We start from the raw sequence: 12,443 nt of genomic DNA on the forward strand, positions 1-12,443 counted from the left end.
AAAGCCGATTCCCGAACTATTGTTCTCTTACCCACCAATTACTAGAAGAATTGCAATCTGTTCCTATACTCAATATGGATACGGATAATATACCTTTATTACATCGATGCTCTTTATAAAAAATCAAATATTTTTGGTCTCTCTTATTTCTATAAAAATGGCAGGACGTAACGATGAAGCAAACGATAAAATTCTCTTTCGTAATATCGACCCTAGCATTAATTCTCTCCGGCTGTGATAAAACCAACGTTCAGGACAAAGAACTCATCAAATCACTCGAAGCAAAAATCCAAACACTTGAGCAACAAATGAAGCAATCAGAACTCCCTGTAGCAAAGACGTCTGATCCAGATGTTATCAAACCATTGCAAGACAAAATTGCCAGCCTCGAAAAACAACTGACAGCGACAAATCCCAGTACCGATAAATATCAAACCTTAGAAAAAGTCCAAAAGCTAGGCTACGTTGAATGCGGGGTCAGCAACGGGCTACCGGGATTCTCTAACCCGAATGCAAAAGGCGAGTGGGAAGGACTGGATGTTGAATTTTGTCAAGCGGTTGCAGCTGCAACCGTTGGCGATAAAACAAAAGTAAAATATATCCCGCTAACAACGGAAGAACGCTTTACCGCTCTTCAATCAGGAGACGTTGACCTGCTAGCGCGTAATACCACCTGGACAATGCATCGCGATACCGCTTTGGGAGTCCGTTTTACTGGTGTTAATTACTACGATGGCCAGGGTTTTATGATTAAAAAGAACCTTGGTGTATATAGTGCAACAGAGCTTGATGGCGCAACAATTTGTGTCCAATCTGGCACCACGACAGAACTCAACCTCGCCGAATATTTCCGTTTTCGTGAAATGAAATATACGCCAGTCATGTATGATACAGAGGCGCAAGCCGTTGAAGGCTTTGATGCCAGTCGTTGTGATGTTCTGACAACCGATCAGTCAGCCCTCTATGCGCTTCGTCAGAGCTTAGAGGATCCTGCTGGTGCCGTTGTCTTACCTGAAATTATCTCTAAAGAGCCGTTAGGCCCGGTCGTCCGCCAAGGCGATGATCAGTGGTTCAACATTATCAGATGGACGCTCTACACCATGCTGGCGGCGGAAGAGCTAGGTGTATCATCAATCAGTGTTGATGATATGAAGAACTCTAATGACCCGAATATCCGTCACCTCATTGGTCTAGACGGGCCTAAAGGCAAAGGATTGGGACTGAGTGACGACTGGGGTTACCGTATTATCAAACAAGTCGGTAACTACAGTGAGAGTTTCGAACGTACGGTAGGCGTACACTCACCGTTTGAAATGAAACGCGGAGTAAACGCGCTATGGCAAGATGGTGGCATTCAGTACGCTCCGCCTATCCGTTAATTCTGCGACCGAGAACTAGGAGGGGGGGACTGCCCTCCTCTTCAACTTCTCTACTTTAAAAACGTCATTTATCATTCAACCATCGATCTGCAATTCAGTTTTAATCAGATGCAAAATTGCAAGATCATGCCCTACAACAAAGGTTAAATTCCACACATTTACCAACTTAACGACCGGTGACAGGGCTTGAGCTTCGAGGTTTTTTAACAGTTGATCTGCGCCGTCTAAGGGAAAGCCGTCGATAGTACAGACATCTAACTCTTCAGCCCATTCTATTAAGGCCGCCTTTTCGTCACTCGCTTCCACCTGTGACATATACGTCGCAGCATTATACTCCAAAATCAGGGTGTAGACAGACACTGGATATATCTCATATATGATGGCCAGCAAAACCGTATCCTTACAGAAATTGCTGACACATTTTTAATCATCTTTAACCATCGACTGAGTATACCAGCAGGTTAATTTATCAGGTGAACCCACCAGGCTAACTACAATTTCACCATAGAGTTTCCACCCTTGCCCAAGAAGAAGGTTTATTTTGTTTTCAAATTCAAACTCATGTTTATCGCAGACAATTTTGTATTTCATTAGTTATCTCCAACTAGCATCACACATAAAAATGAACAAGCTTTAACATTATGACCGGCTCATCGTAAACTGTACGCTAAGTCGATATTTATATGTTAAGAATAAAACGACCAGCACATTAAATAATAGTCATAAATATTCAGGTTATGCTGTAAAAAAGAATACAATTTTTTCCGTTTACTTTCAGTTGATTATTATGATTCTGTTAATCAGTAGATTAAAAAAAAGATGGTACTATCAACCAATAGTACCATCAGGGGAATAATTGCTAACGCTGTATAATACAGTAAATGATTTAAACCAAACCTTCGTGGCGTTAATATTGCGATTATGTCTTGATCGTTAACCGTTGCTGACCTTATTCAACCTGAGATCTTTTGACTCGGGGATCAGCTCTATGGATGATTGAAACTCTCTGTCTTTACGGTTTATTCGTAGCGCTAACATACAGGGGGTAAGTATCAGCGTGAGTAACGTTGCAAATGCGAGTCCCCCAGCAACCGCCGACGCCAACTGAACCCAGAACTTAGAAATGGGGGCACCAAATTCGATATTTCGATTAAAGAGATCGAAGTTCATCTCCAGTACCATCGGCATCAAACCTAAAATCGTAGTTACCGTTGTCATCAGTACCGGGCGTAGGCGCTGTGCACCCGTTCTTAGGATCGCTTCCATCGGCGTAACCCCTTCCTTGCACAGCACATTAAAGGTATCAATAAGAACGATATTATTATTGACCACAATACCCGCCAAAGATATCACTCCCAGCCCCCCCATAACGACGCCAAAGGCTTGCTGGGTAAGCAGCAAACCCAGAAAAACCCCGACGGTTGAAAAGATCACCGCGCTGAGGATCAAGAATGCCTGATAAAATGAATTGAACTGGGTGATCAAAATCAGTGCCATTACAGCCAGTGCCACCGCAAAAGCCTTGATCAAGAATGCCTCAGACTCTTTTTGATCTTCGTTTTCGCCCCTCAATTTCAAATTGACCCTGAGATCCAGTCCTAATGTCGGGATTCTGGCCATTAAATCAGGCAACACCTCATTTAAGTTATAACCGGGTATCAAATCCGCTTCTAAAGTGATTACCTGCCGGCCATCCACTTTATTGATAACGCCCTGCTTATCAGCCGCCTTAAGTTCGGTAAAATTGCTGATAGGTACCTGACCCGTAGACGTTTTCAACCTAAGCTGATGCAAGCTATCTACATGACGGTATTCCTCTGGGAAACGAACCTTAATATCAATCTCATCATCGGTATCATCGGGACGATAACTGCCGATTCTTAACCCGGTGGTCACAAACTGTACATTGGCCCCCACCAGCGTAGCATCGGCACCAAAACGTGCCGCTTTTTCCCGATCAACCTTGATCTGCCACTCAATTCCGGGTTTATCGCCATTATCCGTTATATTGGTAAAAGCAGAGTGATGCTCCAACTCTGCTTTCACCTTCTCCAGGGTCGGCTGCAATAACTCTGGAAAACGGGAGCTGATCTCCAGCTGCAGCGCTTTACCCGATGGTGGGCCATTATCATCTTTACGAACCTCAAGCTCGATGCCGGCCAGGTGTTCAGTTCGCTCAAACACTTCTGCCGTGATTTCGTCGATATTGCGCCGTTCTTGCCAGTCGGTCAGATTACCTCGAATATAACCAACTTCATCCACCCCTCCTGTCTTGCCGTACAAGGTTTCTATTTCTTCCATATCCAACAACTGGGCCTCGACTTCCTTCATCACGGCATCTTTTTCGAAAATAGAAAGATCACCCTGCGATCTCACCGTTATATTGAAGGCACCAGTATCGGTATCCGGAAAAAACTCTACCCCTTTACCAAACACGCCGTAAGCCATAAAGACCACGACAGAGAACAGCAAAGCTACGCTAAGGCTCATCCAGGGCCTGTAGACTGCCACTTTTAGGGTTCTGACATAAAAGCCAGTAAACCCCTTAAGCTTAGCAATATCCCCCTGATCGGCTTCGATGAGCTGAGCCCTACCGGCCGCTGAAATCAATCTTGGCTTACCAAAAAGCGTCCCGAGTGTGGGAACGAAAATCAAGGCCATGATCAGAGAGGCGGTGAGGGTAAAGATCAAAGTCAGCGGTAAATACTTCATAAACTCGCCCATCAATCCGGGCCAGAATAACAAAGGAGCGAACGCTGCTAATGTGGTTGCCGTGGATGCAATAATAGGCCACGCCATGCGGTTGGCAGCATTTTTGTAAGCCTGTTTTCTGTGTATTCCCTCGCTCATCTCGCGATCAGCAAATTCAGTTACAACAATAGCGCCATCAACTAACATGCCAACAGCCATGATCAACCCGAACAGGACGATCATATTCATGGTCATCCCAAAGGCTGACAGCACCAGAATACCGGTCAAAAACGAGCCTGGAATAGAAATACCGACCAAAGCGGCACTGCGTATCCCCAGAATTGCGATGATCACGATCACCACCAGCAACACCGCCGAGGCAACATTGTTCTGCAAATCAGCCAGCATATCTTTAACGTATTCCGAGGTATCTCCGGTGAAGTCCACCTGCACGTTAGCAGGCCAAAGCTCTGACTCTTTCGCAACGATTTCACGCACTTTATTTACTGTTTCAATCGCATTTTGTCCCGCACGCTTTTTTACCTCTAGCGTGACAGCCGGTTTACCGTTTAACCGGGCAAACGAATTGGGGTCAGTAAATACACGACGTATCTGAGCAATATCGCCAAAAGTGATCACCCGGTCATCATCAACCTTGATCGGCAATGAAAGTACATCAGCAATATTTTCGAAAACAGAAGGCACCTTAATAGGAAAACGTCCTCGACCATTATCCATGGTTCCGGCGGCAACCAAGCGGTTGTTACGTGACAATAAGTTGTAGATATGTTCCTGATCGAGGCTGTAGCTTTGCATCAGAAGAGGATCGACCAAGATCTCTACCATTTCATCCCGGTCGCCGCCAATCTCAACTTCCAGCACCTCTTTTAAGGTTTCCAGCTTATCTTGTAAATCCCGAGCCAGCATGATCAGCGCCCGCTCAGGCGCTGAGCCAGACAACACCACCGTCACGACCGGCGCCCAGCCTGCCATGGTGATCTCATGAACGGTGGGATCGTCGGTACCCGCAGGAAGCTGACTCTTAGCCAATTCAACCTTTTCACGAACATCGGTTAACGCTTGTTTCTGGTCTATATCCAGCTGAAATTCTAGAAAAACTGACGCGTGGCCCTCGACGGCTGAGCCCTTCATCTCTTTTAGCCCCTCCAGCCCCTGTAGCTCTTGCTCCATAGGACGCAGCAGCATCCTCTCCGCGTCTTCAGGCGAAATACCGCTATGTTCGATGGAAACATACACGTACGGTATCGGGATATCGGGATCAGATTCTTTCGGGATCAGGTTGTAACTAACTGCACCAGCAACCAGCAAAAGCAACAATAACACAACAACCGTACGGCCCCGGCTCAGGGCGGCGTCAATAACACTTAGCATGAGTTAATTCTCCACCTTAGTGGTTACGACATGATCGCCAGCCTTTACAAAACCTTGCCCGAGAATAATGACCTCAACGCTCTCTTCGAAACCACCTAGCCAGGCGCCGTCTTTCTCAGTTTTAACTAAGTCAACCGGGTGAAACCTGACCACGCCATTTTTCACCGTTTTAATGCCAATATTACCGGCCTCATCCAATGCCATTAATGAAGGAGAAACCTTAATAGCTCGAGTTTTTTCCAACGGCAAACTGAGTTCGGCACTGACGCCTGCCCAGAGTGTAAAGTCTGGGTTGGGAATGCTGACTTCAATCTTGAATGTATTGGTTTCAACATTTGAGACCCGTGAGATATAGCGTAGTTCACCCTCCACCTCCTGCCCGTTCAGCAGACGAACTACGGCCTTTTGACCTAACTTGATAGCGTAGATATCTTTTTCGGTAACATCGGCCCGAACGATCAAAGGATCGATATCAGTAATCAGGGCAACCACAGTTCCTACAGAAACAAAATCTCCTTCTTCAATATAGCGTTCGTTGAGTATTCCCGATTGAGGTGCTCGAATCTCTGTTTTGTATAGCATGAGTTTCAGTTTAGCTAAATCGGCACGCGCTTGTGTCAGTGATGCCTCAGTCTCTGCCAGGCGGGCTTTACCTTGAAACCCCTTCGCGCTCAATTTTTTGGCCCCATCAAATTCTATTTCTCTCTGTTTGAGACGGGCTTGAGCATAATCAAGTTGCTGAGGAAGATCGTTTTTATCAATACGAGCGATCAAATCCCCTTTTCTTAGAACGCTACCACGCTCTGCCACTACCTCAATGATCTGTCCGAGCACTTCAGCCGCAACCGTGGTTTTACGATCGGGCTCCGTTCGGCCATAGAGGGTCACGCTACGGGTAACCAATTCAGCCTTAACCTCTTTCGTTCTGACATGGGGAAGCACTTCATTTGACTCTTTGCCAATAGCAGTATCAACATCTTCGGTCTGAGATAGTTGTCCGGATACCATCCAAACTGAAATCAGCAGTGTCAGTGTTATAGCAATTAAATATGGCTTAGCTGTCATTTTGTCAGACAATTGACGCAAAACAGACATGTACAACTCCTTTTGCAGATTGTGACGATTTCCGCTCACCGTTGGCGCCTTATCAATTAGAAATCAATCAAATCCTTTGAAAAATAAAGATAAAACCTAAAGGTTATGCACTACCCGCCAGTGTATTATTTATCTGATAAAACTAATTACTCATACTTAACGAGGTTAAGTCTCCTCGCAGTGTAGCCCTGATACTATAAAAATTGAGAACGTGAATTTTTTCATTTAGTTGCTTCTGGTTATTTTTAATGACACGGGTTGAATAATCATCATGAAAATTCCTTTTCGGCCAAATTTTAGACACATATCTCATATTCTAAATATCTAAGTCCGAACGTTTTCAGTGTTTGAAAGGATTCGCCATTTTTTCATTTTTTATTCGAATTGAGATCCAGAGGACACTCTGAACTTCGCATCTGGAGGTGGTTTAAGAAAATATGAATATAAACGTAGAAAGCAAGGAGAAAATAACGGTTCTTGCGCTCAACATATCTCTTTATATTCAATATTTTGACCGTCTGTAATTACTCTTACTTTATGGTATGAGCCAGATCAGGTTCACCGCAATGGCTCAGAATGTCGGCTCTGGCCTGATCCCTCAGCGCCAGAGCCGCATTCCAGTCGGTTCCTTGCGGAGTCAGCGGCTTACCAATTGTCACATTGATATCTCCCCGTCTGGGAAACAGAGACTTACCGCGCAGTTTTGAACGTGTGCCACAAAGGGTGATGGGCACAACTGGCAGGCCAGCATCAACCGCAGCAATAAACGCCCCCATATGAAATTCGTGCAGGCCGGGCATTCGATATAAGGTGCCTTCAGGGAAAAAGAACAGGGATCGGCAACTTCTGGCATTGCCCGATATCCGCCGGGCATCGGTCACCCCTTTTTGCATATCAAAGCGCTCAACAAACTCCGTATCCAGCCTGGTCAGGAAAATACGGGCGAATGGATTTTTCAATAGTTCAGCCTTGGCGACAAAACTACATGTAGTCGGGGCTACCAGCGCCATTATCATTCCATCAAGGTAGCTGGAATGGTTAGCAACGAAGATGCAGGGGTTGGTATCGGCCGGCAGGTTTTCCTGCCCCTTAAAGGTTACCCTCGTCCCGGTAAACAAGATCAGTAAGCGTACGCCAAGTCGGGTAACCGACCAGCACCAGCGTTTATTTGGAACCACCGCAACAAGGGCCCAGACTGATGGCGCCAGGACGGCCATAACCAGCCACATGTAAGCCGCATAACTAAAATCTGAAACTATTCGCCAGTAACGCCTCAGCTGAGGCTTTATGCCTGCCATCATCAAACGAAGCGTCTGCCACCACACAGCACGTTGACGGGCATCCAGTTTGTCTTGCTCATAGAGATCTTTACATGCTGCGCGGCGAATTTTCCCACTGGATGTTTTAGGGACGGTATGAGGGGGGGCAATCACCACGTCATCTGCGGGGCTGCCCAGCAGATCCAGAGAAAGATTGTTTATTTCCTGCTGAAGCCGCTGCTGCTGCGCTTTGTCAGTTTCACGTGTTTCTGCCAATACAATCAACCGTTCAGTGCCGGACTTGCTATCATGACTGGCAAATACCGCGACGCAGCCTTTTCGGATCCCGGGAATATTACAGACGGCCTCTTCCAACTCATGGGGATAAATATTTCGACCAGCACGGATAATAATATCTTTGCTCCGTCCGGTGATAAACAGCTCGCCACCGGCCAGATAGGCGCGGTCACCGGTATCCAACCATTCACCATGAAACAACTGTTGCGTCTTCTCCGGATCCTGATAATACCCCTGGGTAGCAGAAGGCCCTTTAAACTCCAGCCCTCCTTCTTCCCGCTCCGGTAGCTCTCGGCCAAATTCATCAACAATACGGATCTGGTGTCCCGGCAGCGGCTGTCCCAAGCCCACGACCTGTATAACATTCGTCTCATCGGCTGCCGCCGGAATCGCCCGGCCAAAACGCTCCATAGGTTCACGCCTGATACGATCAATCAGGGGAAGACGAACGCTAGTCGGGAAAGTTAAACCAACCGAGCATTCTGCCAATCCATAAACCGGAGACATGGTTTCAGGGCGAAAGCCATATTTTTCAAATCGTTCAGTAAAACGACGTATCGTACTGGGGCTGACCGGTTCCGCGCCATTCCATGACAACCGCCAACTGCTGAGATCTAACCCCTCAAGCTCGGCATCGTCGATTTTGTTGATACATAACTCATAGGCAAAGTTGGGGGCCGGTGACAAGGTGCCGCGATGGTGATGTATCGCCCACAGCCAGCGCTGAGGTTTTGACAAAAACAGCAAGGGTGACATGATCACCAAGGGCATGGCGTGATAAAGGCTACCAAACCAGGTACCGATCAACCCCATGTCGTGGTATACCGGCAGCCAACTGACAAAAACATCGCTCGAATCTGCCTGCACCACTTTACCCATCGCCCGAACGTTAGCAAGCAGGTTGGCATGTGTCAACGCTACCCCTTTGGGGTTTCCGGTACTGCCCGATGTATACTGTAAAAAAGCAATATCTGTGCTCTGAGCCTCGCCCGTTGAGAGCGGTTCGGGCGGATGCCTTAACTCATCAACCGTGACTACGGCCTGAATGGATGGAACCTGTAACCGAAGCAATTGCGAAAGCGGTTTGGCTTCCGGGACAGTGATCAGGATACGCACCTGAGAATTTTGCAGAATACGGGCATGGCGCATTAAGTGATCTTCAATCTGTGAAGGCCGGGCCGGGGGATAGATCGGCACCGGAATCGCTCTGGCAAACAGTATTCCGAAAAAACTGTAAAAATAGTCATTACTGGTTGGCAGCATAATGGCAACGCACTGACCCGGTTGCACATCCTGTTTCACCAGCCCGGATGCAATCCGCAGCGCTTCATCCCGCAATGCCCGATAACTGATTTCGGTAAGCTGATCGGCATTCTGATACACATAAAGATGCGGACGGTCCGGATGCGCCTTCACATGCCAGTCAAGAACTTGTTGAAGTGTTTCCACATGATCAGGCGCAGATTCAACGACCCCAAGCTTAATCTGCCGGATTACTTGCTCAGAGACTAAAGCGGTGTCGTGGCTTTGTGCGTTGAGCAGTTCCCGTAACAAATCCCGCGGGGTTTCTATCACGGCCAGTGTCTCATCTGGCAGGTTGACCTTAAACTGCTGCTCGATACGTTGGATCAACTCGGCCCGCGCAAGACTGTCAAAACCCAAGTCACGATCAAAATCACAATCAAGCTGAATGGGCTTGGAAAGTTCTTGCCCTTGCCGCAGTTCTTTAACGAGTTCTTTAATGACATTCAGTACTGATTGCGCTATCTGCTCCGGCTCTTGACCTGGCAGACTTTCTGAGTTGACCTGCATAGCACGTATCCTTACAGCAGTGGCTGAACTGTTATGACAAGCATGCTCAAAGTGTAGTCAAATTCAGCAACTTGTATGGTTTCCCCCCCTCATTAATAGACAAATTCGTCTTGTTCCTGATACGACTTTTCCAGGCATGCTCGAGCTAAGGCCGAAGTTCGCCAGCGAAAAAGTTCACCGACACCCACGACATAAATAATTTCCAATCTTATCAAATGATTGCATTAAATATTCTTTCCCATACAGACCGGACATTCATCGTCGCCGGCGGCATAGCCTGCGCTGCGCCTTGGCTTAAGGATCTTGGGGTTACCCAATTATGTGCTTCACGCTGCTATTCTTATAAGAAATACAGTGCTCCCCCCACTCACTGCATTAAAAAGGACAGCATCTGCATATGAAGAAAGTAATCCTAGTTGTGTTATTTACACTGATGCTAATTGGGTGTGCAGATTCAATCAGTTTCAGCCAAGCCGAGTCAGTGGAACCCGTCGGCTTTTTCTACGGCTTATGGCACGGGCTGATCATCATCTTCGCGTGGCTTGGTTCTCTGCTTTGTAACGATATCGCCATCTATGCCATTTATAACAATGGCGGTTGGTATGACTTTGGATATGTCCTTGGTGTTGGCGGCTTCAGTCTCAGTGCTGGCATTTTTCATGACAATTAACTGAAGGGATATTTTATGGAAAATCAAGATGATATGGGTGCTACGGCGATGCTAGCTACAGTGCTATTACTGACTGGTATCGTAACCATCATCGTCGTCGCCCCACTTGCTGCAGCAGTAATAGCAGGAAGCTCAACGAGAACATGACATCGATTTACGATTTTATCGAGCAAAGCCATTAAGGCGACCATTATGGTATTCGGCTATTACCGTCATTTTACGAATACAAATAATCCCTAACCCACGAGAGGTCAGGGATTATTTAAGTAGTACTAACGTTCAGCATTACCTGTAATAACTACCGTTATTTTGTTACGAACCAACGACGGTTGTTGTTGTTTGAACATCACGCGTTTTCATCCACAACATGATTACACCCAACACCGCCAATGGGATCAGCGGATCAATCATTGTTCCGCCTTGACCAAAAATTATGTTCAGTAACATGATAAGACTTGCACCAATTGCCCAGGCAATGGTTGAGGTCAAACTCCAAATTTTCAACTGATCAGATAATTCGGTAATACCCAGTGTACGGTTGATGATATGGAAGTATGAATCATTCAAGTGTGAGAAACCAACGGGACCAACTGCACAAGCTAGTGCAACAAAGATAGGATCTAAACCCAGGGTTTCAACTAGAGGCAGTGTCATTGTCGCTGCTACCATCATAGATGCGGTAGCAGAACCTTGAATCAGACGAAGCATAGAAGCGATGGCAAGAGGAACTAATAGAGGTGGAATACCGCTACTCGCAATAGCTTCGGCAACTTGCGGGCCTGCGCCAGATGCCTTTAATACCGCTCCCATCGCACCACCACAGCCAGTAACCACCAAAATAAGACCGGTAGTTGAGAGTGCATCATCCATCGAATGGATCATTTCTTTGCGATCAATTTGGGTTGTTAAGCCATAAAGCGCCATTAGAACACCGATGCCGACAGCAACCACTGGATTACCCGCCAACTGAAGCACACTATGGAAGGCGGTGTCGCCTTGCCCCATGAGAGTGTTAGCCAGAATCAAAATGATAGGGATCAAAATTGGGCCAAATGAAAGGAAGTTACTTGGTAATTCCTCATCTTTTGTTTCTGTCACATTCTCTAAATTTGCCCAGTCAGCTTTGTTTGTAATCCAAGTTTCGCCATTGGGTACACGGTAGTATTCTTTGCCAACCCGGCGAATATAGATAAGTGATAGCAGCATCATCGGGATTGAAACAGCTAAACCCCACATCATGTAGATACCAAGATCAACCCCCAGAATACCCGCAACGGCAACTGGACCGGGTGTTGGCGGCACTAAGGCGTGAGTAATTAGCAGGCCTAATGCGAGTGTGACACCTAAACCAACAGCCGATCGCCCGGTATTTCTTGAAATCGCTCTAACCAGAGAGTGCAGTAGCACATAAGCTGAATCACAGAAAACAGGAATTGCCACTAATACGCCAGTAAAACCAAGAGCCAGATCTTCACGGCCTTTACCACATAGTTTGACAAATGTTTTCGCCATTCGTACCGCGGCTCCTGACTTCTCGAAGCATGCGCCCATTATTACACCAAAGGCAATAATCAGTCCGATGCCGCCAAGAACACCACCGAAGCCAGCTTTGATCGAGTTAACAAGATCTGTGGGTGCCATGCCGGCAAAGAGCCCCATGATTAAACATGAGATAACCATGGCAAGAACGACAGGTACTCGGGTTTTTATGATTAACAGCATCATGACGGTTATACCGAAAATGATCCCAAAGATTGCTCCATCCATTATCCTATATCCTTAATTTGGCTGGCTTTGCCAGCTCTGTGTATTATTTTTGTTTCACGTTTTAGCGAGTAGGTTCAGCAA

The 12,443-nt window shown here is 46.6% G+C and carries 9 protein-coding genes; 3 read left to right on the top strand and 6 right to left on the bottom strand.

Going from position 1 to position 12,443, the window contains the following annotated elements:
- The first annotated feature begins 173 nt into the window (after positions 1 to 173).
- Complete coding sequence (locus R3289_RS11435) at positions 174 to 1,379, top strand: transporter substrate-binding domain-containing protein (protein WP_318925629.1); 1,206 nt, start codon at positions 174 to 176, stop codon at positions 1,377 to 1,379.
- 75 nt (positions 1,380 to 1,454) lie between these two features.
- Here the strand turns inward: R3289_RS11435 and R3289_RS11440 are convergent, their stop codons facing one another.
- The 5 genes from R3289_RS11440 to R3289_RS11460 form a co-directional block, all read right to left on the bottom strand.
- Positions 1,455 to 1,739, bottom strand: a complete 285-nt coding sequence (locus R3289_RS11440) for a hypothetical protein (RefSeq protein WP_318925630.1) — start codon at positions 1,737 to 1,739, stop codon at positions 1,455 to 1,457.
- Between the two features lie 63 nt (positions 1,740 to 1,802).
- Positions 1,803 to 1,970 (bottom strand): DUF1737 domain-containing protein, encoded by a 168-nt coding sequence (locus R3289_RS11445; protein WP_107283094.1) that lies wholly within the window; start codon positions 1,968 to 1,970, stop codon positions 1,803 to 1,805.
- Between the two features lie 342 nt (positions 1,971 to 2,312).
- Positions 2,313 to 5,462: an efflux RND transporter permease subunit gene (locus tag R3289_RS11450; RefSeq protein WP_318925631.1), complete on the bottom strand. Its 3,150-nt coding sequence runs from the start codon at positions 5,460 to 5,462 to the stop codon at positions 2,313 to 2,315.
- 3 nt (positions 5,463 to 5,465) lie between these two features.
- Complete coding sequence (locus R3289_RS11455) at positions 5,466 to 6,557, bottom strand: efflux RND transporter periplasmic adaptor subunit (protein WP_318925632.1); 1,092 nt, start codon at positions 6,555 to 6,557, stop codon at positions 5,466 to 5,468.
- A 530-nt stretch (positions 6,558 to 7,087) separates the two neighbouring features.
- Complete coding sequence (locus tag R3289_RS11460) at positions 7,088 to 9,925, bottom strand: AMP-binding protein (protein WP_318925633.1); 2,838 nt, start codon at positions 9,923 to 9,925, stop codon at positions 7,088 to 7,090.
- 397 nt (positions 9,926 to 10,322) lie between these two features.
- Between R3289_RS11460 and R3289_RS11465 the strand changes: the two genes are divergently transcribed.
- Together R3289_RS11465 and R3289_RS11470 are read left to right on the top strand one after the other, a co-directional pair.
- The gene (locus tag R3289_RS11465) at positions 10,323 to 10,595 is read left to right on the top strand and encodes a hypothetical protein (RefSeq protein ID WP_318925634.1); all 273 of its coding nucleotides are present in this window, start codon (positions 10,323 to 10,325) and stop codon (positions 10,593 to 10,595) included.
- 15 nt (positions 10,596 to 10,610) lie between these two features.
- Positions 10,611 to 10,742 carry a hypothetical protein gene (locus R3289_RS11470; RefSeq protein ID WP_318925635.1) on the top strand — a complete coding sequence of 44 codons (132 nt, stop codon included), beginning with the start codon at positions 10,611 to 10,613 and terminating at the stop codon, positions 10,740 to 10,742.
- 165 nt (positions 10,743 to 10,907) lie between these two features.
- Here the strand turns inward: R3289_RS11470 and R3289_RS11475 are convergent, their stop codons facing one another.
- On the bottom strand, positions 10,908 to 12,362 hold the full coding sequence (locus tag R3289_RS11475; protein ID WP_318925636.1) for a GntP family permease: 1,455 nt from the start codon (positions 12,360 to 12,362) through the stop codon (positions 10,908 to 10,910).
- Positions 12,363 to 12,443 lie beyond the last annotated feature (81 nt).

Origin of the sequence: Photobacterium sp. (genome assembly GCF_033720175.1) — a bacterium.
GTDB lineage: Bacteria > Pseudomonadota > Gammaproteobacteria > Enterobacterales > Vibrionaceae > Photobacterium.

Excerpts from the sequence above, each read along its gene's own strand:
- R3289_RS11465 (WP_318925634.1), top strand. The coding sequence starts at position 10,323 with ATGAAGAAAGTAATCCTAGTTGTGTTATTTACACTGATGCTAATTGGG.
- R3289_RS11450 (WP_318925631.1), bottom strand. The coding sequence starts at position 5,462 with ATGCTAAGTGTTATTGACGCCGCCCTGAGCCGGGGCCGTACGGTTGTT.
- R3289_RS11460 (WP_318925633.1), bottom strand. The coding sequence starts at position 9,925 with ATGCAGGTCAACTCAGAAAGTCTGCCAGGTCAAGAGCCGGAGCAGATA.
- R3289_RS11470 (WP_318925635.1), top strand. The coding sequence starts at position 10,611 with ATGGAAAATCAAGATGATATGGGTGCTACGGCGATGCTAGCTACAGTG.
- R3289_RS11435 (WP_318925629.1), top strand. The coding sequence starts at position 174 with ATGAAGCAAACGATAAAATTCTCTTTCGTAATATCGACCCTAGCATTA.
- R3289_RS11455 (WP_318925632.1), bottom strand. The coding sequence starts at position 6,557 with ATGTCTGTTTTGCGTCAATTGTCTGACAAAATGACAGCTAAGCCATAT.
- R3289_RS11475 (WP_318925636.1), bottom strand. The coding sequence starts at position 12,362 with ATGGATGGAGCAATCTTTGGGATCATTTTCGGTATAACCGTCATGATG.
- R3289_RS11445 (WP_107283094.1), bottom strand. The coding sequence starts at position 1,970 with ATGAAATACAAAATTGTCTGCGATAAACATGAGTTTGAATTTGAAAAC.